23 protein-coding genes and 1 pseudogene are annotated in these 21,694 nt (G+C 67.4%); 20 read left to right on the plus strand and 4 right to left on the minus strand.

Annotated features, from left to right (window positions below; genetic code table 11):
- The first annotated feature begins 61 nt into the window (after positions 1–61).
- Positions 62–376: a hypothetical protein gene (locus ACTWPB_RS16300; protein WP_446221507.1), complete on the plus strand. Its 315-nt coding sequence runs from the start codon at positions 62–64 to the stop codon at positions 374–376.
- Positions 377–456: 80 nt separating this feature from the next.
- Positions 457–2,097, plus strand: coding sequence for a signal recognition particle protein (locus ACTWPB_RS16305; protein WP_446221508.1), 1,641 nt, complete (start codon positions 457–459; stop codon positions 2,095–2,097).
- A gap of 169 nt (positions 2,098–2,266) precedes the next feature.
- Here the strand turns inward: ACTWPB_RS16305 and ACTWPB_RS16310 are convergent, their stop codons facing one another.
- On the minus strand, positions 2,267–3,058 hold the full coding sequence (locus tag ACTWPB_RS16310) for a 3-oxo-5-alpha-steroid 4-dehydrogenase (protein WP_446221509.1): 792 nt from the start codon (positions 3,056–3,058) through the stop codon (positions 2,267–2,269).
- 104 nt (positions 3,059–3,162) lie between these two features.
- On the opposite strand from ACTWPB_RS16310, the gene ACTWPB_RS16315 reads away from it, so the two are divergent.
- Positions 3,163–3,981, plus strand: a complete 819-nt coding sequence (locus tag ACTWPB_RS16315) for a nuclear transport factor 2 family protein (RefSeq protein ID WP_446221510.1) — start codon at positions 3,163–3,165, stop codon at positions 3,979–3,981.
- Positions 3,982–4,003: 22 nt separating this feature from the next.
- Here ACTWPB_RS16315 and ACTWPB_RS16320 read toward each other — a convergent pair whose 3' ends face one another.
- A complete protein-coding gene (locus ACTWPB_RS16320) occupies positions 4,004–4,468 on the minus strand; it encodes a DoxX family protein (protein WP_446221511.1) in 465 nt (154 codons plus the stop codon).
- Positions 4,469–4,552: 84 nt separating this feature from the next.
- Between ACTWPB_RS16320 and ACTWPB_RS16325 the strand changes: the two genes are divergently transcribed.
- From ACTWPB_RS16325 to trmD, 8 genes are all read left to right on the plus strand, one after another.
- The gene (locus tag ACTWPB_RS16325; protein WP_446221512.1) at positions 4,553–5,422 is read left to right on the plus strand and encodes a sigma-70 family RNA polymerase sigma factor; all 870 of its coding nucleotides are present in this window, start codon (positions 4,553–4,555) and stop codon (positions 5,420–5,422) included.
- A 98-nt stretch (positions 5,423–5,520) separates the two neighbouring features.
- Positions 5,521–6,339 carry a DoxX family protein gene (locus tag ACTWPB_RS16330; RefSeq protein ID WP_446221513.1) on the plus strand — a complete coding sequence of 273 codons (819 nt, stop codon included), beginning with the start codon at positions 5,521–5,523 and terminating at the stop codon, positions 6,337–6,339.
- Positions 6,340–6,433: 94 nt separating this feature from the next.
- Entirely contained in the window at positions 6,434–7,528 is a 1,095-nt protein-coding gene (locus ACTWPB_RS16335; protein WP_446221514.1) for a metal-dependent hydrolase family protein, read from the plus strand.
- 88 nt (positions 7,529–7,616) lie between these two features.
- Complete coding sequence (locus ACTWPB_RS16340; RefSeq protein WP_446221515.1) at positions 7,617–8,258, plus strand: Uma2 family endonuclease; 642 nt, start codon at positions 7,617–7,619, stop codon at positions 8,256–8,258.
- Between the two features lie 202 nt (positions 8,259–8,460).
- Positions 8,461–8,898 (plus strand): 30S ribosomal protein S16, encoded by a 438-nt coding sequence (gene rpsP / locus ACTWPB_RS16345; protein WP_427903323.1) that lies wholly within the window; start codon positions 8,461–8,463, stop codon positions 8,896–8,898.
- Positions 8,898–9,140: an RNA-binding protein gene (locus ACTWPB_RS16350; RefSeq protein ID WP_056811833.1), complete on the plus strand. Its 243-nt coding sequence runs from the start codon at positions 8,898–8,900 to the stop codon at positions 9,138–9,140. Before rpsP ends, ACTWPB_RS16350 begins: the two co-directional genes overlap by 1 nt.
- The gene (gene rimM / locus ACTWPB_RS16355; protein WP_446221516.1) at positions 9,141–9,665 is read left to right on the plus strand and encodes a ribosome maturation factor RimM; all 525 of its coding nucleotides are present in this window, start codon (positions 9,141–9,143) and stop codon (positions 9,663–9,665) included.
- A 3-nt stretch (positions 9,666–9,668) separates the two neighbouring features.
- Positions 9,669–10,346 (plus strand): tRNA (guanosine(37)-N1)-methyltransferase TrmD, encoded by a 678-nt coding sequence (trmD, locus tag ACTWPB_RS16360; protein WP_446221517.1) that lies wholly within the window; start codon positions 9,669–9,671, stop codon positions 10,344–10,346.
- Between the two features lies 1 nt (position 10,347).
- On the opposite strand, the gene ACTWPB_RS16365 is transcribed toward trmD, so the two are convergent.
- Entirely contained in the window at positions 10,348–10,716 is a 369-nt protein-coding gene (locus ACTWPB_RS16365; protein ID WP_446221518.1) for a VOC family protein, read from the minus strand.
- Positions 10,717–11,114: 398 nt separating this feature from the next.
- Positions 11,115–11,960 (minus strand): LuxR C-terminal-related transcriptional regulator, encoded by an 846-nt coding sequence (locus ACTWPB_RS16370; protein WP_446221519.1) that lies wholly within the window; start codon positions 11,958–11,960, stop codon positions 11,115–11,117.
- A gap of 96 nt (positions 11,961–12,056) precedes the next feature.
- On the opposite strand from ACTWPB_RS16370, the gene ACTWPB_RS16375 reads away from it, so the two are divergent.
- The 9 genes and pseudogenes from ACTWPB_RS16375 to ACTWPB_RS16415 all read left to right on the plus strand — a co-directional run.
- Positions 12,057–13,670: an AMP-binding protein gene (locus ACTWPB_RS16375; RefSeq protein WP_446221520.1), complete on the plus strand. Its 1,614-nt coding sequence runs from the start codon at positions 12,057–12,059 to the stop codon at positions 13,668–13,670.
- Entirely contained in the window at positions 13,670–15,328 is a 1,659-nt protein-coding gene (locus ACTWPB_RS16380; RefSeq protein ID WP_446221521.1) for an AMP-binding protein, read from the plus strand. The genes ACTWPB_RS16375 and ACTWPB_RS16380 overlap by 1 nt, the downstream gene beginning before the upstream one ends.
- Before the next feature lie 61 nt (positions 15,329–15,389).
- Entirely contained in the window at positions 15,390–17,774 is a 2,385-nt protein-coding gene (locus tag ACTWPB_RS16385) for a Tex family protein (protein WP_446221522.1), read from the plus strand.
- 24 nt (positions 17,775–17,798) lie between these two features.
- Positions 17,799–18,689, plus strand: a complete 891-nt coding sequence (locus tag ACTWPB_RS16390) for a hypothetical protein (protein ID WP_446221523.1) — start codon at positions 17,799–17,801, stop codon at positions 18,687–18,689.
- A 157-nt stretch (positions 18,690–18,846) separates the two neighbouring features.
- Positions 18,847–19,188 carry a 50S ribosomal protein L19 gene (gene rplS / locus ACTWPB_RS16395; RefSeq protein WP_062986944.1) on the plus strand — a complete coding sequence of 114 codons (342 nt, stop codon included), beginning with the start codon at positions 18,847–18,849 and terminating at the stop codon, positions 19,186–19,188.
- Between the two features lie 86 nt (positions 19,189–19,274).
- Positions 19,275–20,039: a signal peptidase I gene (lepB, locus tag ACTWPB_RS16400; protein ID WP_446221524.1), complete on the plus strand. Its 765-nt coding sequence runs from the start codon at positions 19,275–19,277 to the stop codon at positions 20,037–20,039.
- Positions 20,040–20,170: 131 nt separating this feature from the next.
- Complete coding sequence (locus ACTWPB_RS16405) at positions 20,171–20,875, plus strand: ribonuclease HII (RefSeq protein WP_446221525.1); 705 nt, start codon at positions 20,171–20,173, stop codon at positions 20,873–20,875.
- Between the two features lie 46 nt (positions 20,876–20,921).
- Positions 20,922–21,227: a DUF2469 domain-containing protein gene (locus ACTWPB_RS16410; protein WP_011210678.1), complete on the plus strand. Its 306-nt coding sequence runs from the start codon at positions 20,922–20,924 to the stop codon at positions 21,225–21,227.
- A 91-nt stretch (positions 21,228–21,318) separates the two neighbouring features.
- Positions 21,319–21,450: pseudogene (locus ACTWPB_RS16415) on the plus strand (YraN family protein); the annotation flags it as partial.
- Positions 21,451–21,694: the final 244 nt, after the last annotated feature.

Here is a 21,694-nt window from a genome sequence, read left to right on the forward strand (position 1 = left end):
CGAGATAGGACCTATAGCATTTCCCTGGTCCGGCTGTCACTCGTACGAGGGGAGCTGATCCGTGGCTATCGAAGTCGTTTCCGCGTCAATGATGACCAGCGACGCGACCGCGCACATCGCGCGCTGCGTCGGTGGTGACCTGTGGGTGGTTTCGTGGTTGCCGGGTCGCACCCTCAGTGGTGCGCAGGCGCTGGCCGCGATGACCATCGCCTCGACCACCGCCCACCACGCCGACAGCGCCGATTCCGAGTGGCTCCGGATCGAGGCGCTCTCGCGGGAACTCGGCCTCACCGGCAGAGAAGCGGTGTATCTGGTGAACATCGAATCCCACGAGTTACGCCGCACCGCGCCACCGCACGTGCGGCATACCGAATAACCTCCATTACCCTGGGAGGGCAATAGACGTCCGACTTCGGTCAGACGATCTGAGACCCTTTCAGATCAGGAGCGCGATCGGTGTTCGAATCCCTGTCCGACCGGCTTACCGGTGCACTGCAGGATCTGCGCGGTAAGGGGCGTCTGTCACCGGCCGACATCGACGCCACCGCGCGCGAGATCCGCCTCGCACTCCTCGAGGCCGACGTCGCGCTGCCCGTGGTGCGCGGCTTCATCGCCAACGTCAAAGAACGCGCCAAGGGCGCGGAGGTCTCCGGCGCGCTCAATCCCGCGCAGCAGGTCGTCAAGATCGTCAACGAGGAACTCGTCGCGATCCTCGGTGGCGAGACCCGGCGCATCAACCTCGCCAAGAACCCGCCGACGGTCATCATGCTGGCCGGTCTGCAGGGCGCGGGTAAGACCACCCTCGCGGGCAAGCTGGCCAAATGGCTCAAGGGTCAGGGGCACCAGCCGTTGCTGGTGGCCTGTGACCTGCAGCGTCCCGGCGCGGTCACCCAGCTGCAGGTCGTCGGTGAGCGCGCGGGCGTGCCCGTGTTCGCCCCGCACGGCGGCACCACAATCGCGAAGGAAGGCACCGGCGGGCCCTCCGTGGTTACGCAGGCTGCCGCCTCCGGGCCTGTCACCGGTGCCTTCGGCGGCGGCGGCGAGAACCCGCTCGGGATCACCGCGGCCGACCCGGTCGCCGTCGCCGCGGCCGGTATCGACGAGGCCAAGGCCAAGCAGTACGACGTGGTCATCGTCGATACCGCCGGTCGCCTCGGTATCGACGCCGAGCTGATGCGCCAGGCCGCGGGTATCCGCGATGCCGTGCAGCCCGACGAGACGCTGTTCGTGCTCGACGCGATGATCGGTCAGGACGCGGTCAGCACCGCCGAAGCCTTCCGCGACGGTGTCGGGTTCACCGGTGTCGTGCTGACCAAGCTCGACGGTGACGCCCGCGGTGGTGCGGCGCTGTCGGTGCGCAATGTCACCGGCGCGCCGATCATGTTCGCCTCCACCGGTGAGAAACTCGAGGACTTCGACGTCTTCCATCCCGACCGGATGGCCTCGCGCATCCTCGGCATGGGCGATGTGCTCACCCTCATCGAGCAGGCCGAACAGGTCTACGACGCCGAGCAGGCCGAGGAGACCGCGCGCAAGATCGGCAGCGGCGAACTCACCCTCGAGGACTTCCTCGACCAGATGCTGGCCATCCGCAAGATGGGCCCGATCGGCAACCTGCTCGGGATGCTGCCCGGTGCGGGTCAGATGAAGGAAGCCCTCGCCGCGGTCGACGACAAGCAGCTCGATCGGGTGCAGGCGATCATCCGCGGCATGACGCGTGCCGAGCGGGACAACCCCAAGATCATCAACGCCTCGCGGCGCCTGCGCATCGCCAATGGTTCCGGGGTGCAGGTGTCGGAGGTCAACCAGCTCGTCGACCGGTTCTTCGAAGCCAAGAAGATGATGGCGATGATGGGTCGGCAGATGGGGATGCCGGGCGCACGTCGCAGCAGCACCAAAAAGGGCGGTAAGAAGGGCAAGAAGGGTGGGCGTGGGCCTACCCCGCCGAAGATGCGTGGTGGGTTCCCCGGGATGCCCGCCGGAATGCCGGGGCTGCCGCCGGGCATGGACCTGTCGAACATGCCGCCCGGTCTCGATCAGCTGCCCCCCGGCCTGGACGGGATCGATCTGTCACAGCTGAAGTTCCCCAAGAACTGAGTTATCGGCGCGCTGGCGCGCGCGTGTCCGCGGCCCCAAGGGGCCGCCGGTCAGGTACCGGTGCTTGCTCCTTCGTCGCCTACGCACCGGCGCCTGACCGGCGACCCGGCCGCGGACCGGCCACTTCGTGGCCGCCGCTCCCTAAAGGTCGCGGGTACTGGTTGGTGTGTCAGATCACGCCGGGGATCAAGGCTTTCCGGTTGGCCGGGTAGTCGGCGAACTTCTCCCGGTACCACCGGTGGGTCGCGAAGGCGCGCGGCACCAGGTTTCCCGCGGTGATCAAGAAGATCACGACACCGGCCAGCGACCAGGTGAGCAGGGCGAACCCGGCCCAGGCGATCAGCTCGCCCAGGTAGGCCGGGCTGCTGACGAAGCGGAAGCCCGCGCCGTGCGGGACGCGGTACTCGGCGGCGCCGGGATTGTTCTTGTCCCGCAGATTGCGCACGATCGCCTCGGACCGCACCAGCAGCCCGAATCCGCACAGGTACACGACCAGCCCGATCAGGAAACGCGGATCGGTGAGCCAGGCGGTGCCGTACTGGTTGTTGTAGTCGTTGCTGAAGAACGCGCCGTTGAGGTAGCCGTGCAGGGCCGTCACGAACACGCCCGCCCCGACTACCGAGACATTGAAACTGCTCTTCTTGCCCGGTACCTGCCGGATGGAGAGCGGGAAGAACCAGCCGCGATTGCCGTAGTGCAGCAGCCAGATTGCGGCCAGTACCAGCGGCACCGGCTCGAACCGATCGGGGCCGCTGAGATAGAACACCGCGAACACTACGGTCGCGGGCAGCTCCATCAGCCACCAGCCCAGCTTCGGATTGAGATTGAAGCCGACCGCGTTCGAGGCGAAGCGGCCGTAGGGGCTCTGCGCGAACAGTCCGCCGACGATCACGAACGCGGCGAAGGCGAACGCGATGGTCAGCACGGTGTCGTAGGTGGTGTTCCCGGTGTACCAGTCCATCGAGATCCTCTTGTCCAACAGGCGCCGGGCACGATCGCCGACGCAAAACTAGAACACGTTCTATCATGGATCGCGCAGGGGGAGCGTGAATATGGAGGACCTCAATGCCGTTGGATCGGACCGCCGAAGATCTCTTGGCCGCGGTGCGCGCGTCACCGCAGGCCGTAGCGGCGCACGACAAGACCGCGTGGGTAGCGCTGTTCACCGAGCAGGCCGCAGTGCACGACCCGTACGGCTCGCGCGAGCACATCGGCCCGGACGCGATCTCGCGTTTCTACAACGTCTTCATCGCGCCGAACTCCATCGCCTTCCGCATCGACCGCGACCTCGTGGCCGGCCACACGGTGGTGCGTGACCTGCACATCGAGACCACGATGTCGACCGGCGCCACCGTCACCGTGCCGATGCATCTGCGCTACGACCTGGTCGGCACCGATGGTGGCTGGCGAATCGCCCGGCTCGCCGCGCACTGGGAGCTGGGGGTGATGATCGCGCGACTGCTGCGCACGGGGCCGTCCGGACTGCTCGCGGGCGCGAAGCTCGGGCCGCAACTGGTCGCCGAGCTCGGCGTCGGCGGTGCCATGGGTATGATGCGGGCGCTGCGCGGGGTGGGTGGGTCCGGCAAGCGAATCGTCGGCCGGCTGTTCGCCGCGGCCGCATCCGGCGACTCGGGTGGCGTGCGGGCGCTGCTCGATGAGCGGACGGTGGTCGAGCTGCCCGCCGGGCACCCGATCTCGGTGGCGGATTTCGCCGATCGTGCGCGAGGCATGGAGTGGGACAAGATGATCGCCGCCGGGCGCACGGTCAGTGTGAGCGTGCGGGTCGGCGCGGCGCACGGCGTCGCGTTCGTCGACTTCGCGGCCGACTCAGCGCGTATCGCCAGGGTGACAGTCCTTCTCGACGGGGATCCGTCGGGAAGCTAGCGTCTCGACGCCGACGCGGCAGTCATATCGTCCGCCGCTCGCGAGGCCCCCACCGCAGCAGTTGCCGCACGTCGGTGGGCCAGTTCGCGATAGCGACGCACAGCATGATCACCAGGTGCAGTGGCGCCGAGACCTCCTCGTAGACCGGCGCGTCATCGATGACATGCGTGGTCACCGCGCCTGTCAGCAGCAGCACCAGTGTGGCGGCGCCGAGAAATCGTGCCTGCTTCCGGGGAATGACCAGCAGGATCGCGCAGACCAGTTCGATCGCGCCGACCGCGTAGCGCATGTTCGGGTCGAAACCCCAGTCGGCGAATTTCTCGGCGTAGGCCGGTCCGAAGAAGGTCTCACCCGGCCAGAATTTGGTGAGGAAGCCCACGAAGAACTCGAAGGCCACAAACCAGTAGAGGCCCGTGCGCAACCAGGCGGGTATGCGGTGAGTAACCATCGTCACCGGGTGGATCAGGGTCTTCGCTGGTGCGCTCATGGGTCTCCTGGGTAGTGCGTTGTCACACCGGCGCGTGTCGGCCGGTCATAACTACTGACCGATCCCCGAGGAGGTATGTGACACATGGACCACACGCAGTGGTTAGTCCGCGAATTCGAGGACAACAGAGCGCACCTGCGGGCCGTGGCATACCGGATGCTCGGCTCGACCACGGACGCCGAGGACGCCGTCCAGGAGACCTGGATCCGGTTGAGCCGAACCGACGTCTCTGAGGTCGACAACCTGGCGGGCTGGCTGACCACCGTCGTGTCGCGCGTGGCGCTCAACATCCTGCAACGCCGCAACAACCTGCGCGAACACCTCTACGGAACCGAACTCGTCGACGACGGGGCAGAACGCGCGGGCGCGCTGGCGCCGGAACAAGAAATGCTGATGGCCGACTCGGTCGGTGCTGCGCTGATGGTCGTCCTCGACACCCTCGGCCCGGCCGAACGGCTCGCCTTCGTACTGCACGACCTGTTCGCAGTCCCGTTCGACGAGATCGCCGCCATCCTCGGGCGTTCCACCGCGGCGACACGGCAGCTCGCGAGCCGAGCACGCCGACGAGTCGATGGCGCCGACGAGCCTGCGGCGGTCGATGCGGACCGGCGCCGCGAGATCGTCGACGCGTTCTTGCAGGCGGCGCGCGCCGGACGCTTCGAAGCGCTACTCGAACTGCTCCACCCCGAGGTGGTGCTTCGTGCGGACGACACGGTTGTCGCGGCAGGTGCCAGCGGCGAGGTCTCGGGTGCCGACGCCGTCGCCCGGACGTTTTCCGGCCGCGCGCAGGGTGCCCGGCTCGCCACGATCGACCGCGAACCCGGTGCGGTCTGGTCGGTCGGTGGTCGCCCTCGGATCGTGTTCGTGTTCACGATCCTCGACGACAAGATCGTGGGCATCGAGATGATCGGCGACCCACATCGGCTCGAAACGCTGGTTCTCGACGAGCACTGACGCCATGTCCACTGCTGTCACATCGGGATCGGTTGCCCGGTCAGGTCGGTGTCAACCGAAGTCGCCGCGATCGGCGGCCACCGACTCGAGGATCAGTCATGACCGAACTTCTGCGCATCGCCGACAACAGCCGCTACCGGAGCATCGTCTATTGGATAACCACGGTGATCGTCGCCGTCGAATCCGCGATGGGTGGGGTCTGGGACATCCTGCGCATCGGCATCGTGCGCGACGTGGCCGTCGACCAGCTCGGATATCCCGCCTACGTCCTGGTGATCCTCGGCATCGCCAAGATCCCCGGTGCGCTCGTGCTGCTGGCGCCCGGCCTGCCCCGGTTGAAGGAGTGGGTATATGCCGGTGTGCTGTTCATCTACCTGGGTGTGGCGGTCTCGCTGACCGTTCACGGCGACCCCGCCGCCCTCGGCCCACTGGGTTTCGCGACGATGGCATGCCTGTCGTGGGCAACCAGGCCCGAGCAGCGCAGATCTGTCGGCGCGGGCGCGTGGACTTTGGGGCGGCTGCGCACGCGGCTCGGGTGGGGGCGTGCGGTGACCGTCGTGTTCTGGGTCGCAACCGGCATTGTCGTGGCGGTCCTCGGTAGCGGGGGTGTCCCCGATCTCCTCGGCCGGGATTCGACGGTCGCGGGCATGCTCGACCTGGGTTACCCCACCTATTTCGTCACCATGCTGGGCGTCTGGAAGATATTGGGGACGATCGTGATTCTGGCGCCCGGACTCCGGCGATCGAAGGAATGGGCCTATGCCGGGGCCTTCTACAACTTCACCGGTGCGTTCGCGTCCCACCTCGCGTCCGATTCCGGCGTCGATCATCTGCTGTGGACTGCAGCTTTCGCGCTGTGCGTGTTGGTCTCGTGGGCGCTGCGCCCCGCCTCCCGAAGCCTCGAACAGCCGTCCTAGCCGGACAACATCTTCGCCGTGCCGAGGGCGGAGCAACCGGCGACGGCGCGGTGTGGTCGGCGGTAGGTTGGCGTCGACGGCAAGGAGATTCTTCATGCACATCCGCGGGGTGGTTCTGCCTGGTGACGAGGAGCGCGACCTGTGGGTCGTCGACGGCCATGTGACCTTCGAGCCGGTCGCGGGCGCGGACACGCTGTGCCGGACGGGCTGGATCGTGCCTGGCCTGGTCGACGCCCACTGTCATGTCGGTATCCGCTACGGCGGCGGCGACGAGACCCACGAGGGCGCGATCGAGCAGGCCGAGACCGAACGCGAGGTGGGCGCGCTGCTCCTGCGCGACGCGGGCTCACCGATCGACACCCGTTTCATCGACGAGCACACCGAGCTGCCACGGATCATCCGCGCGGGTCGCCACATCGCCCGCCCCAAGCGCTACATCCGAGAACTCGGCATCGAACTCGACGACGAACGCGACCTGCCCGAGATCGTCGCCGAGCAGGCCCGCTTCGGCGACGGCTGGGTGAAGATCGTCGGCGACTGGATCGACCGTTCGGTCGGCGACCTGCGGCCGCTGTGGAGTGACGACATCCTGAAGCAGGCCATCGACGCGGCCCACGCGAACGGGGCTCGGGTCACCGCGCACGTGTTCGGTGAGGACGCGCTGCCCGGTCTGATCAACGCGGGCATCGACTGCCTCGAACACGGCACCGGCATCACCGACGACACCATCGAGCTGATGGTCGCCAACGGCACCGCCCTGGTCCCGACTCTGATCAATATCGACACCTTCCCCGGCATCGCCGACAGTGCCACGAAGTTCCCGGTCTACGCCGCCCACATGCGCGATCTGCACCGCCGCGTCCGCGACACCGTTGGCAAAGCCCACGAAGCAGGCGTCCCGATCTACGCGGGCACCGACGCGGGCGGTTCCATCCGCCACGGCCGCATCGCCGACGAGATCACCGCCCTGTCCGGGGCGGGCCTGTCACCCCACGAGGCCCTCGGCGCCGCGTCCTGGAACGCCCGCACCTGGCTCGGCCGCCCGAGCATCGACGAGGGCGCCCCGGCCGACTTCGTCGTCTACGCCGACGACCCCCGCAGGAACCCCCATTCGCTCACCGACCCGCAATGGGTTGTGCTGCGTGGCCTGGTGGTGAAGGTTCCCGACCCGGTCACCGGCCACCGCTGACCGGCTCGGCTGCGAGGATTACCTGGTCGAATGAGCTCTACCCGGTATAGTTTGCTGTACTCGAGATCGCCCGGCAGGCGGGCGCCCCATGACGGGGTTGAGTCCGAATCATCCGATGCTGGTGCGCGAGGGGAGATCGGACGGGATGACGATGAGCGCCGAGGTTTCCATGTTCCACCCGTTGGGCCCGAAGACTTTGGAAGACTGGCTCGCCGAAGAGCAGCCGGACGACGGATCGCGACTCGAACTCATCTGGGGGTACCTGCACATGACGCCGCCGCCTGGTGGTCCACATCAGTACGCCGCCGGAGAGTTGTTCGCCGAATTGCGCGCTGCTGTTCGCGCCGCGGGTCGCACGGATCTCACAGCGCTTCCCGCCGTGGGGGTACGGATCAGCACACCGTTTCGGATCGGTGTCATTCCCGATGTCGCGGTGGTGAGTGTCGCACCGGATCGCGTCAACTTCGGAGCCGACGAGCTCGTCTTGGCCGTGGAGGTTTGGTCGACAGGCAACACCCGCGCGGAACGCGATACGAAGATCGCGGCGTACGCCTCCGCTCGCGTGCCCTATCTGTGGATCGTCGAGTTGCCTGCTGGGCGACCGGCGAAATTCTGGGGATTCACCCTGGGGGAGACGGGTTACCGCCAGGAAGTATTCGCGGGAGATGGAGAGACCGTGAAGGCCCCCGGCCCCGTGCCGGTGGTGGTCGATACCGGACAGTTGCGGTGAGGTAGCACGCACTGTGCGGAGCCGATTTCGGGTGACGCGGACCGTCTGGCAGAATGAACCATCGTCCTTCCTGGACAGTGTCAGCCCGTCTCCGGTTACGTACCGCGCGGCGGTCACGCACACATGCGCGAAACCGGACCCGCAGACCATGCGGGTCGCCGAATCGCGTGGTGACCAAACTACTGAAAGAAGACTGACCAGCATGGCTGTCAAGATCAAGCTCACTCGTCTCGGCAAGATCCGCAACCCGCAGTACCGCGTCGTCGTCGCCGATGCCCGCACCCGTCGTGACGGCCGGGCCATCGAGTCCATCGGCCTGTACCACCCGAAGGAAGAGCCTTCGCTGATCCAGATCGACGCCGAGCGCGTCGCGTACTGGCTGTCCGTCGGCGCGCAGCCCACCGAGTCGGTGCAGCGTCTGCTCGAGATCACCGGCGACTGGCAGAAGTTCAAGGGCCTGCCGGGCACCGAGGGCACCCTGAAGGTCAAGGCCCCGAAGACCTCCAAACTGGACCTGTTCAACGCCGCGCTGGCCGCCGCCGACAACGCGCCCACCACCGAGGCCGTCACCCCGAAGAAGAAGGCCGCCAAGAAGGACGAGGCTGCCGCTGAGGAAGCCGCCACCGAGGCTGCCGAGTAATGACTGCTGTTGTTGCCGATGCCGTCGAACATCTGGTTCGCGGCATCGTCGCCAACCCTGACGACGTCCGTGTCGAGTTGCTCACCGGACGTCGGGGACGCACCGTCGAGGTACACGTCCATCCTGAAGATCTGGGCAAGGTGATCGGGCGCGGTGGTCGTACCGCGACCGCGCTGCGCACCCTGGTCGCCGGCATCGGCGGCCGTGGGATCCGGGTCGACGTGGTCGATACCGACGCCTAGATGGAACTCGTCGTAGGTCGGGTCGCCAAATCGCACGGCGTACGCGGCGAACTCGTCGTCGATGTGCGCACCGACGAGCCGGACGTCCGGTTCGCGCCGGGTGTCACACTGCGCGGCAGGATGCCGAAGTCCTCGGCGACCCGCGACTACACCGTGAAGTCGGCCCGAGAGCACTCGGGCCGGCTTCTGGTATTCGTCGACGGGATCGACGACCGCACCGCCGCCGACGCCCTGCGTGGCACCTTGTTCGTCGTCGACAGTGAGTCGCTGCCGCCCTCGGACGATGACGACGCCTTCTACGACCACGAACTCGAAGGCCTTCGGGTCGAGTTCACCGACGGCACCCTCGTCGGCACGGTCACCGAGGTGCTGCATTCGGCCGCGGGCGAACTGCTGTCGGTGCGTGCCGCCGACGACGGTCGCGAAATTCTCATTCCCTTTGTCACCGCCATCGTGCCGACGGTTTCGCTCGCCGATGGACTGGTGGTCATCACACCGCCCGAGGGCCTGCTCGATCCGGAGTAATTCGTGCAACTCGACGTCGTCACGATCTTCCCGGAGTATCTCGAGCCGCTGCGCACCGCGCTGCTCGGCAAGGCCGTCGACAAGGGCTTGATCTCGGTGGGTGTACACGACCTGCGCCAGTGGACGCACGACGTGCACAAGTCGGTCGACGACTCGCCCTACGGCGGTGGTCCCGGCATGGTCATGAAGCCCACCGTCTGGGGCGACGCCTTGGACGAGCTGTGCCCCGACGACGCGTTGCTCGTCGTCCCCACCCCGGCCGGTGTGCCGTTCACCCAGGCCACCGCGCAGCGCTGGGCCACCGAGAAACACCTCGTGTTCGCCTGCGGGCGCTACGAGGGCATCGATCAGCGCGTGTTCGACGACGCCGCCCGCCGCGTGCGCGTGGAAGAGGTGAGCATCGGCGACTACGTGCTCATCGGCGGCGAGGCCGCGGTGCTCGTGATGACCGAGGCTGTGGTGCGCCTGATCCCCGGCGTGCTCGGCAATCAGCAGTCCCACCAGGAGGATTCGTTCTCCGACGGACTCCTCGAAGGCCCCAGCTACACCCGGCCGGTGTCGTGGCGGGGCCTCGATGTGCCCCCGATCCTGCTCTCGGGCGACCACGCCAAGGTTGCTGCGTGGCGCCACGAACAGTCACTGGAACGGACCGCGCGGCGTCGTCCCGATCTGCTGCCCTGAACTATCCCGCGATCACGCGGGTGGTGATGCAGAACGGGTGCCCGGCGGGGTCGAGTAACACGCGCCAGCGCGGATCCGGTTGCACCGGTGCGGGTTTCGCGCCGATCACGAGGGCGTGCTGTTCGCACAGATCCAGGTCGGCGTCGGCGGCGAGGTCCAGGTGAACCGCGGCTGTGCCGGGCCACTGCGGCGGATAATAGTCCTCGACGCGTTGCGCGGCGACCGTCAGTCCCGACGGGATTCGGATCCCGACGCTGTGCGCGTCGTTCCACAGGACACGGCCACCGAGCAGCCCGAGATAGAAGCGGGCGAGGGACTCGGGGTCGTCACAGTCCAGTGAGAGGCCGGCCAGTTGAAAAGGCTCCGTCATCGGACCGACGGTACCGGGCCGGATGCGCGCCGAGATTGTTTTGCCCAAAGACGGTTGGGTATCCATTGCGGTCATGCGTTGTGCGATCGTCCAACTTGAGACTTGCTGGTTCCATCCGGAATAGGTTCGGCACCTGCGTCTTTCGGCTGGATCGGGTCCGGCGCGGTGAATCCGAACGGGCTGTGCGCCGATGTTCCCAGTACAGGCATTGCGTCCGTGGATGATCGGCCGTTGCCGACGTGCGTGTGGTGCGAGTTTCGATGCCGGTGTCGCGCCGCCGCGGGCGATCGAGTCCGCCCGCGCGACTGTTCCAGGGCATTGGAACACTCATGGCGGCCGAATAAAAGTGATATACCGCACATACCGGATGGTGCGTGAGTGGGAAGGTTGACGGCGGTTCAGGGCAGCAAGCCGTGCCGCCGTGCCAGCGCCACGGCCTCGTGTCGAGTGCTGGCATCGAGCTTGCTCATCGCCTGCCGCAGATAACTCTTCACGGTTTCGGTGCCGAGCGAGAGCCGAAGCGCCGCTTCCTGATTCGTGCAGCCGAGCGCGATCTGAGCGAGCACATCGAGCTCACGCCGCGACAGTCGTGGCGCGTCACCGCCGGGCCCGCCGGTCAACACCGCGGTCAATCGTTCGCACACCCCGGAAAGCCGGTCGCGCAGTGCGAGATCGCCGGTCTCGGTAGCGAGGGCACGCAGTTCGGCGTGGATCTCGCGCAGCTCCTCGGTCACCGCGGGCGTGGACGCGGGCAGCGGCGTCGCGACGTCGAGTAGCCGGACCCGCCGGTCCACCTCATCGCGGACGGCGATCTCGGCGGCCAGCCGCCGACTCGCCTGCAGGATCACCTCGGCGGTGCGGTCGCCGAGGGGGGTCGCGCCACGCGTGGCCGCGTAGAGCACCGCGCGCGGTCGGTCGGCGACCAGGACGGGCACGGCGAGTACCGATCGCAGCCCCTCGCCGACCACCGCGGCGTCGTAGTGGTGGGTGATGGTGGACGCGCCCCGATAGTCGGCCACCGACGCGGGCCTGCGGTACTCCATCGCCTGTCCGCCGAGCCCGGAGGTGCGCAGCACCGACAGCCCGCGCAGTCCCGTGGTGACGGTGCCCGCGAACTCGGTGAGCAGCAGGGTGTCCTCGTCCACTGCGCCGCCGAAGACCACGGGGACGCCCGCCCGGCGCGCCACCCAGCGGATCTCGGCGCGCAGCGCGTCACCGTCGCGCGGGCGCAACAGGGAAGTCATGAGTCACCCCTTTTCGGGGGTAGTGGTCGACGTGAGCTATGCCACATTCTAAGGCAGACCCGGCGGCCGTTGCCCGGGTGTTGAGGAGAAGCTGCGATGACTACCGACCTGGACGCGCGGGTGCGCGCCCTGCTCGACGACTACGACGGACCCGGGGCCTGCGCGGCCGAGCTGCTCTGCGATCGGCACCCGGCCGAGCAGATCGCGTTCACCGTGGTCGAAGGCGATCTGAGCGCGCACGAGCTGACCTACGGTGAGCTTCGGGAGCGCTCGGCCCGGTTCGCCGCCGCGCTGGCCGAACTCGGCGTCGAACCCGGCGACCGGGTGGCGACGCTGATGGGGAAGTCCGCCGAGCTCGTGGTGGCCCTGCTCGGCATCTGGCGCCGCGGCGCGGTGCACGTCCCGCTGTTCACCGCGTTCGCCGCACCCGCCATCGAGTTCCGGCTGAGCGCGAGCCACGCGAAAGTCGTTGTCGCCGACGCCGACCAGGCACCGAAACTCGCCACGACCGACTACCGGACGATCATTGTCGGCGACGCCGAGATCCCCGGCGCGCTGCGCTTCGACGATCTGCTCGCCCGGCACCGGCCCGACGATCCGCGCGCGCGGCCGGTGACGGTCGGCGGAGACGGTCTGCTGGTCCAGTTGTTCACCAGCGGCACCACCGGAACCCCCAAGGGTGTACCGATCCCGGTCCGCGCGCTGGCGTCCTTCCACGCCTACCAGGAATTCGCCCTTGACGTTCGCCCCGAGGACGTCTTCTGGAACGCGGCCGACCCGGGCTGGGCCTACGGCCTCTACTACGCGATCCTGGGTCCGCTGGCCACCGGCGTGCGCAGCGTGCTGCTGCACGCGGGTTTCTCGGCGCCACTCACCTGGGACGTGCTGCAGCGCTTCGGCGTTACCAACTTCGCCGCGGCACCGACCGTCTACCGGGCGTTGCGCGCCGACAGCGGTCCGGTCCCGGACGGCTTCGCCCTGCGCAGGGCGTCGTCGGCGGGGGAGCCGTTGACCCCGGCCGTGGTGGCGTGGTCGCAGCGGACCCTCGGTGTGGCGGTGCGTGATCACTACGGCCAGACCGAGCACGGCATGGTCATCTGCCACGCGTGGCATCCCGCCCTCGATGTCGCCGCCCCGCTCGGTTCGATGGGCAGACAGCTACCCGGGTGGTCCTGTGCGGTCCTGGCCGAGGACGCCGACATCGAGGCAGCACCCGGCGAGGTCGGCCGGGTCGCCATCGACACCGTCCACAGCCCGCTGCTCTGGTTCCTCGGCTACCTCGACGATCCGGATCGCACCGCGAGCCGATTCACCGCCGACGGCCGCTGGTATCTGACCGGTGACGTCGGCGCCCGCGACGCCGACGGCTGCTTCCGCTTCAGTGCCCGCGACGACGACGTGATCATCATGGCGGGCTACCGCATCGGCCCGTTCGAGGTCGAGAGCGTGCTGGTCCTGCACGATCAGGTCGCCGAGGCCGCCGTGGTCGGGATGCCCGACGAACTCCGCGGCGAGGTACTGGAGGCCTTCGTGGTGCCCCGCACGGGCACCGAGGGCAGCGCCGAGCTGACCGCCGAACTGCAGCAACTCGTCAAGGACAAGTTCGCCGCCCACGCCTATCCGAGAAGGGTTCACTTCGTGGACAGTCTGCCCAAGACCCCGAGCGGCAAGGTGCAGCGATTCCTGCTGCGCGGCAAGGAGAGCCGGTAATGACCGAACTCAGCTACACCTGCGGTCCCGCCGAGACCCCGCTGCTCGGCGACACCATCGGCGCGAACCTCGACCGCACCGTCGCGGCCCACCCGATGCGCGACGCGCTCATCGACTGCCCGACCGGGCGCCGCTGGACCTACCGCGAGCTCGGCGCCGCGGTCGATGCCGTCGCGAGCGGCCTCACCACGCACGGCATCGGCCCCGGTGACCGGGTCGGCATCTGGGCGCCCAACTGCGCGGAATGGTTTCTCGTGCAGTACGCCACCGCGAAGATCGGCGCGATTCTGGTCACTATCAATCCCGCCTATCGCACCAGCGAACTCGAATACGTTCTCGTCCAGGCCGGGGTGCGCTTGCTGATCGCCGCACCGGAGTTCAAGACCTCGGACTACGTCGCGATGATCGAGCAGGTCCGGCCGAACTGTCCCGCCCTGGAACAGGTGCTGATCCTCGGCACCGAGCAGTGGCAGCAGGTGGCCGAGACGGTGCCCGACGCCGGACAGTTGGCCGCGATCGCCGAGACGCTGTCGGCCGACGATCCGATCAATATCCAGTACACCTCGGGCACAACGGGTTTCCCGAAGGGTGCCACGCTCAGTCACCACAACATCCTCAACAACGGGTTCTTCGTCGGCGAGCTGTGCGGATACACCGAAGCCGACCGGGTCTGCATCCCGGTTCCCTACTACCACTGCTTCGGCATGGTGATGGGCAATCTCGCGGTCACCTCACACGGCGCGGCCGTGGTGATTCCGGCGCCGTCGTTCGATCCGGCCGCGACGCTGGCCGTCGTCGCCGCCGAACGCTGCACCTCGCTCTATGGGGTGCCGACGATGTTCATCGCGATGCTGGCCGAACTCGACAGCGGCGCCGCACCGGAGCTGTCCAGCCTGCGCACCGGCATCATGGCGGGCTCGCCGTGCCCGGTGGAGGTGATGAAACGAGTGATCGACCGGCTCGGCATGGCCGAGGTCGCGATCTGCTACGGCATGACCGAGACCTCACCGGTCTCCACGCAGACCCGTCGCGACGACAGCATCGACCGCCGCACCGCCACCGTCGGCCGGGTCGGCCCCCACCTCGAGGTCAAGGTGGTCGACCCGGAGACCGGGCGCACCGTGCCACGCGGCGAACCGGGTGAACTGTGCACCCGCGGCTACTCGGTGATGCTCGGCTACTGGGAACAGCCCGGCAAGACCGCCGAGGCGATCGACGCCGCCCGCTGGATGCACACCGGCGACATCGGCGTGATGGACGACGACGGCTACCTCTCGGTCACCGGCCGGATCAAGGACATGGTCATCCGCGGCGGCGAGAACATCTATCCCCGCGAAATCGAGGAGTTCCTCTACACGCACCCCGATATCGTCGACGCCCAGGTCATCGGTGTCCCCGACGCCAAATACGGCGAAGAACTCATGGTCTGGCTGCGCTTGCGCGATGGCGCGGCCCTGCTCGACGCCGCCGCGATCCGCGCCTTCTGCACCGGCCGCCTGGCCCACTACAAGATCCCGCGCTATGTGCACGTCGTCGACGAGTTCCCGATGACGGTCACCGGCAAGGTTCGCAAGGCGGAGATGCGCGAGCTGGCCGAACTCATCCTGCGCGATCGCACCGACACTGTGCTGGATCGCCCGGTGACCGAACCGAGGTGACGACAATCCGCTGACCTGGGTGCCAGCGGGGTGTCGGTGTGGAGCTGTAGTCTCTGCGGCTGTGACGACAGCGCCTGAGATCGCCGACAGCACGACCACCATCGCCAGCGTAGGCAGGCGGATCGCCGATGAACTGGGGGTACGCGAGACCCAGGTCCGCGCCGCCGTCGAACTGCTCGATGGCGGTTCGACGGTTCCGTTCATCGCGCGGTACCGCAAGGAGGTCACCGACGGCCTCGACGACGCCCAGCTGCGTCAGCTCGAGGAACGGCTCGGCTATCTGCGTGAGCTCGACGAGCGCCGCGGCGCGATCATCGAATCCATCCGCGGCCAAGGCAAACTCGATCCCGCCCTGCACTCGCAGCTCATGCTCGCCGAGACCAAGGCGCGCCTGGAAGACATCTACCTGCCGTACAAACCCAAGCGCCGCACCAAGGCTCAGATCGCGCGCGAGGCCGGACACGAGCCGGTGGCCGACGCGCTGATCGGCGACCCGAACACCGATCCGGCCGGATACACCGCCGAACAGCTCGACGGTGCCCGCTCGATCCTCGTCGAACGCTTCGCCGAGGACGCCGACCTGGTCGGTGAGCTGCGCGAGCTGATGTGGAATCGCGGCCAGGTCACCTCGACGGTGCGCGCGGGCAAAGAGGAGGCGGGGGCCAAGTTCTCCGACTACTTCGAGTTCAGCGAGCCTTTCCAGAAACTGCCCTCGCACCGGATCCTGGCGCTGCTGCGCGGGGAGAAGGAAGAGATGCTCACGCTGCACCTCGAAGCCGACACCGAAGAACCCGTACCCGGCGAGCGCACGATCTACGAGGGCCGCATCGCGGTCGCCTTCGGCATCGCCGACAAGGGCCGCCCGGCCGATTCCTGGCTGCTCGACACCGTCCGCTGGGCCTGGCGCACCAAACTGGCTGTGAGCCTGGGTATCGACACCAGGATGCGGTTGCGTCAGGCGGCGGAGAAGGACGCGGTCGACGTGTTCGCCGCGAATCTGCGCGACCTGCTGCTCGCCGCGCCCGCGGGCACCCGCACCACTATGGGCCTCGACCCCGGTTACCGCACCGGTGTGAAGGTCGCCGTCGTCGACGCCACCGGTAAGGCCGTCGCGACCGAGGTCATCTACCCGCACAAGCCGCAGGGGCAGACCGAAAAGTCCCTCGCCGTGCTGGCCGCCCTCGTCGCCCGCTTCAACGTGGAGCTCATCGCGATCGGCAACGGCACCGCCTCGCGCGAGACCGATGCCCTTGCGGTGGAACTGATCTCGCGGATCCCGGAGAACCAGCCGACCAAGATCGTGGTGTCGGAGGCGGGCGCTTCGGTGTATTCCGCGTCGGCCTACGCTTCGGCCGAACTGCCCGACATGGACGTGTCGCTGCGCGGCGCGGTCTCCATCGCCCGGCGTCTGCAAGACCCGCTCGCCGAACTGGTGAAGATCGATCCCAAGTCGATCGGTGTCGGCCAGTACCAGCACGACGTGTCCGAGACACTGCTGGCGCGCTCGCTGGGCGCCGTCGTCGAAGACGCGGTGAACGCGGTCGGTGTCGACGTGAACACCGCCTCGGTGCCGCTGCTCTCGCGTGTGTCGGGTGTGTCCGGGTCCGTGGCGGAAAGCATTGTGGCCCACCGTGATCAGAACGGGCCGTTCCGCAGCCGTACCGCCCTGCTCGAGGTACCGCGCCTCGGCCCGAAGGCCTTCGAGCAGTGCGCGGGCTTCCTGCGCATTCGCGGCGGTGCCGACCCGCTCGACACCTCCGCGGTGCACCCCGAGGCCTACCCGGTGGTGCGTCGCATTCTCGAACACACCGGCCGGGAGATGGCCGAGGTCATCGGCAACACCAGCACCCTGCGCGCGCTGAAGCCGGGCGACTTCACCGACGAGAAGTTCGGTGTGCCCACGGTCAGCGACATCATCGCCGAGCTGGAGAAGCCGGGCCTCGACCCGCGTCCGGAATTCAAGACCGCCGAATTCGCCGCGGGCATCGAGAAGGTCGCCGACCTGGTGCCGGGGATGGTGCTCGAAGGCGTCGTCACGAATGTGGCCGCGTTCGGCGCTTTCGTCGATGTCGGCGTGCATCAGGACGGTCTCGTGCACGTGTCGGCGCTGTCGCACAACTTCGTCAAGGATCCACGCGAAGTGGTGAAGTCCGGTGACGTGGTGAAGGTGAAGGTCCTCGAGGTCGACGTCGCACGTCAGCGGATCGGACTCACCCTGCGTCTCGACGACGAGCCCGGCAAGCCCGCGCACGGGGACAATCGTGGTGGTGGTGCACCGCGCGGTCAGGGTCGTGGACAGGGCGGTCGCGGCCAGGCACCTGCTCGCAATCAAGGACAGGCTCGTCAGGGCAATGGGAACGGTGGCGGCAACCAGCGCAAGCCGGCTGCCGCACCGACGGGATCGATGGCCGACGCGCTGCGCAAGGCCGGTTTCGGCAACAAGTAGGCACTCGACGACAGGGCAGGCGGCATGGGACGGTGGCTCGAACACGAGGTGATCGCGCACGGCCGCCTGCCCCTGCTCTGTTTCCTGCTGGGGTTCATCCTCGGCTTCGTGGTGATCCGGGTCAGCGTGCGGATGATCCGGGCCAAGGTGCGCTGGTGGCCGGGCAATGTGAAGGCAGGCGACACCCATATCCATCACATGGTGTTCGGTGTGATCACGGTGCTGCTGTCGGGCATCGGGCTGATCGCCACCGCCGAGGACTCCACCCAGGTCACCTCGAGCGTGCTGTCGGCGCTGTTCGGGATCGGCGCCGCGCTGGTACTCGACGAGTTCGCGCTGATCTTCTATCTGCGTGACGTCTACTGGTCCGAACAGGGCCGCACCTCGGTGGACGCGGTATTCGTCGCGCTCGCGGTGACCGGCCTGCTGCTGCTCGGCGTGCAGCCTGCGACGTTTCTGGACTACGACGATTTCCGGTCGTCGCGTGGTGTCGGGGTGCGCGTGGGCGTGGCCGTCACGACCGTGGTGAACCTGCTGCTCGCCGCGGTGGTGATCGCCAAGGGCAAGATCTGGACCGGGCTGTTCGGCATGTTCTTCACCCCGCTGCTGCTGGTCGGCGCCATGCGGTTGAGCAGGCCAGGTGCGCCGTGGGCGCGCTGGCGCTACGGTCACCGGCCCAAGACCATGAATCGGGCGATCGAGCGGGAGCGGCGGTATCGCCGCCCGGTCATCCGCGCGAAGATCTTCGTCCAGGACCTGATCGCGGGCAAACCCGATGTCGAGCACGCGCGCACCGCGGCCGAGGCCGTGTTGGCTCGCACGGTCGTTCCCGCGCCGTCCGCCCCGCCGCCGCACCCGCATCTGCTGCCGCGCCGCCGGACCGATACCGTGCCCGACCAGTCAAGCCACGAGTGAGGCCCGATTTCAGGCGGGGCTACCCGGTCTGGCACAATGAACCGGTTGCCTTGGACGAGTCATGTCCGAGAGCACTCCTGTTCTGAGCATGAACCGGTCGAGCGCGCGAGTGCCGCCAGGTTCCTCTGTTCACGCGAAGAATCCGAAAAGGTGGAAAATGAACACCCTTGATTTCGTCGACGAGAAGTCGCTGCGTAGCGATGTCCCCAACTTCCGTCCGGGCGACACCCTGAACGTGCACGTGAAGGTCATCGAAGGCTCGAAGGAGCGCATCCAGGTCTTCAAGGGCGTCGTCATCCGGCGTCACGGCGGCGGCATCGGCGAGACCTTCACGGTCCGCAAGGTGTCCTTCGGTGTCGGTGTCGAGCGCACCTTCCCCGTGCACAGCCCCAACATCGACCACATCGATGTCGTGACCCGCGGTGACGTGCGTCGCGCCAAGCTGTACTACCTGCGCGATCTGCGCGGCAAGGCTGCCAAGATCAAGGAAAAGCGCTGATCTCGCAGTAGCACTTCGCAGTACCAGAATTTTTCAGGTAGCCCGGTACCCGACTCACGTCGGGGTGCCGGGCTACTCTGTTCGGCGTGGCAGACGAAAGTGGGTCGGTGTCGGTGCCCGATTCGGGTGACGAAGGTGGACGGCGCAGAAAAAAGCGCGACGACAAGAAGCAGCGCCCGTTCTGGCAGGAGCTGCCGATACTGGTCGTGATCGCGGCGGTGATCGCCGCGCTGATGGTGACTTTCGTCGGCCGGCCGTATGTGATCCCCTCGCAGTCGATGGAGAACACGCTGCAGATCGGTGATCGCATCTACGTCCAGAAGATCAGCTACTACGGCTCCGAGCCCGGGCCGGGCGACGTGGTGGTCTTCGTCGGACCGCCGTCGTGGAACGGGCACTACAAATCGGTGCGTTCGGACAACACCGTCGTGCGCGGGCTGCAGAACTTCCTGTCCTACTTCGGGCTGGTCCCGCCGGACGAGAACGATCTGGTCAAGCGCGTCATCGCGGTCGGCGGGCAGACCGTGCAGTGCTGCGATCCGCAGGGCCGCGTCATGGTCGACGGCAATCCGCTCGACGAGCCGTACATCAAGAAGGATTACCCCTGGTTCACCGACCGTCCCAATGCCGTGTACCCGGCGGGCCGGGTGTTCGGTCCGGTGAAGGTGCCGGAGGGCAATCTGTGGGTGATGGGTGACAACCGCAACGAGTCGGCTGATTCGCGCGCCCACGTCAGCGACGAGCTGCAGGGCACGGTGCCGGTGGACAACGTCCGCGGTAAGACGGTGTTCAAGATCTGGCCGCCGAACCGAATGGGCCCAGTCAAGACGCAAAACGCGCAAGAGAACTGACACGTTGAGGACGGGTCTGTGCCCAGTCAAGACGCACAACGCGCAAGAGAACTGACACGTTGAGGACGGGCGTTGCGGGTCGAGTGCACCCGGAACGCCCAGGAGAACTGACGCGACGGGACAATCGAACTGTGGGGCAGGATCGGACCAGCTGGCCGCCGCGGATGGTGATGCGCCGGGCGGGCGGCCTACGCACGCTCGAGGCGGCGCTCGTGCGCGGTGGCCTCGCGCCGGTGGCCGGTGTCGACGAGGCGGGGCGCGGACCCTGCGCGGGCCCGCTGGTAGTCGCCGCGTGCCTGCTGGCGCCCAAGGCCTACGACAAGCTGGCCGGGCTCGACGACTCCAAGAAACTCACGGAGGCGGCCCGTGAGGAGCTGTTCCCGGTGGTTCAGCGTTTGGCGCTGGCCTGGAGCGTCGTCGTGGTGCCCGCGTGGGAGATCGACTCGATCGGCATCCACGTCGCCAATATCGAGGGCATGCGCCGAGCCGTCGCAGGCCTCGGCCGCACACCCGGCTACATCCTGACCGATGGATTCAAGGTCCCCGGCCTGCCCGCCCCGTCGCTGCCGGTGATCGGCGGCGACGGCACCGCGGCCTGCATCGCGGCCGCGAGCATCCTGGCGAAAGTGACCAGGGACCGGATGATGGTCGAGCTCGACGCGCAGCTGCCCGGCTACGGTTTCGCCGCGCACAAGGGCTACAACACGCCCGAGCACACCGCGGCCCTGCGGCAGCTCGGACCCAGCACCGAGCACCGTCGTTCCTGGCGTAATGTGCGCGAGCTCGCGGTGCCCGGAGGTAGCCGAGTGGCTACTCCGGCGGCACATGCGCGATGATGTCAGCAATGAACGCGGCGCTGCTAGCAGGAGGACGTCCCACCCGATGAGTGCTGAGGACCTCGAGAAGTACGAAACCGAGATGGAACTGTCGTTGTACCGCGAGTACAAGGACATCGTCGGTCAGTTCTCGTACGTGGTGGAGACCGAACGGCGCTTCTACCTGGCCAATTCTGTCGAACTGCGCCCGCAGAACGCCGACGGCGAGGTGTATTTCGAAGTGCGGATGAGCGATGCGTGGGTGTGGGATATGTACCGCCCCGCCCGGTTCGTCAAGCATGTTCGGGTGATCACGTTCAAGGACGTGAACATCGAGGAGCTGGAGAAGCCGGACCTGCGCCTGCCCGAGTAGTTGTCCACAGGGGCGCGGTTATCCACAGGTTTTCTGTTTGCCCAGCTCGCGCGGGTCAGCCACGCGAGGGCCTGTGGCCATGCTTTCGCTCATGGCACACAAACAAGCGCTCGGCGCCTACGGGGAGAAGCTGGCCGCGCAGTATCTCTGCGAGACCGGGATGGAGATCGTCGCCCGCAATTGGCGGTGCCGATACGGTGAGCTGGATCTGATCGTCCAGGACAAATAGGCGGAATTGCATCCAATGCAACATTCCTCCACGCGACGGAACGCTCATACTAGCTGGTCAGAGGCTGATCGGCTGGGTCTGTCGTGATTGTCCAGACCCTCCCAACTGCACCGCGACACGCGGCACATCAATGTTGCGTTGGTTACAACCGTGGGGTGACGCAACCACCTGGCTCGGCGCACCTCCAACTGGCGGGCAATGTTGTGCATCTCGATCCCGCGCCAGCGGTGTTCGAGGC

This window comes from Nocardia sp. IBHARD005 (assembly GCF_052814245.1).

Bases quoted from the DNA above. Each gene is read 5' to 3' on its own strand.
- rplS (WP_062986944.1), top strand. From the start codon at position 18,847: ATGAACACCCTTGATTTCGTCGACGAGAAGTCGCTGCGTAGCGATGTC.
- ACTWPB_RS16330 (WP_446221513.1), top strand. From the start codon at position 5,521: ATGACCGAACTTCTGCGCATCGCCGACAACAGCCGCTACCGGAGCATC.
- ACTWPB_RS16325 (WP_446221512.1), top strand. From the start codon at position 4,553: ATGGACCACACGCAGTGGTTAGTCCGCGAATTCGAGGACAACAGAGCG.
- ACTWPB_RS16315 (WP_446221510.1), top strand. From the start codon at position 3,163: ATGCCGTTGGATCGGACCGCCGAAGATCTCTTGGCCGCGGTGCGCGCG.
- ACTWPB_RS16350 (WP_056811833.1), top strand. From the start codon at position 8,898: ATGACTGCTGTTGTTGCCGATGCCGTCGAACATCTGGTTCGCGGCATC.
- ACTWPB_RS16375 (WP_446221520.1), top strand. From the start codon at position 12,057: ATGACTACCGACCTGGACGCGCGGGTGCGCGCCCTGCTCGACGACTAC.
- ACTWPB_RS16410 (WP_011210678.1), top strand. From the start codon at position 20,922: ATGAGTGCTGAGGACCTCGAGAAGTACGAAACCGAGATGGAACTGTCG.
- ACTWPB_RS16340 (WP_446221515.1), top strand. From the start codon at position 7,617: ATGACGGGGTTGAGTCCGAATCATCCGATGCTGGTGCGCGAGGGGAGA.
- ACTWPB_RS16370 (WP_446221519.1), bottom strand. From the start codon at position 11,960: ATGACTTCCCTGTTGCGCCCGCGCGACGGTGACGCGCTGCGCGCCGAG.
- ACTWPB_RS16310 (WP_446221509.1), bottom strand. From the start codon at position 3,058: ATGGACTGGTACACCGGGAACACCACCTACGACACCGTGCTGACCATC.
- ACTWPB_RS16320 (WP_446221511.1), bottom strand. From the start codon at position 4,468: ATGAGCGCACCAGCGAAGACCCTGATCCACCCGGTGACGATGGTTACT.
- ACTWPB_RS16390 (WP_446221523.1), top strand. From the start codon at position 17,799: ATGGGACGGTGGCTCGAACACGAGGTGATCGCGCACGGCCGCCTGCCC.
- ACTWPB_RS16380 (WP_446221521.1), top strand. From the start codon at position 13,670: ATGACCGAACTCAGCTACACCTGCGGTCCCGCCGAGACCCCGCTGCTC.
- rpsP (WP_427903323.1), top strand. From the start codon at position 8,461: ATGGCTGTCAAGATCAAGCTCACTCGTCTCGGCAAGATCCGCAACCCG.
- rimM (WP_446221516.1), top strand. From the start codon at position 9,141: ATGGAACTCGTCGTAGGTCGGGTCGCCAAATCGCACGGCGTACGCGGC.
- ACTWPB_RS16365 (WP_446221518.1), bottom strand. From the start codon at position 10,716: ATGACGGAGCCTTTTCAACTGGCCGGCCTCTCACTGGACTGTGACGAC.
- ACTWPB_RS16335 (WP_446221514.1), top strand. From the start codon at position 6,434: ATGCACATCCGCGGGGTGGTTCTGCCTGGTGACGAGGAGCGCGACCTG.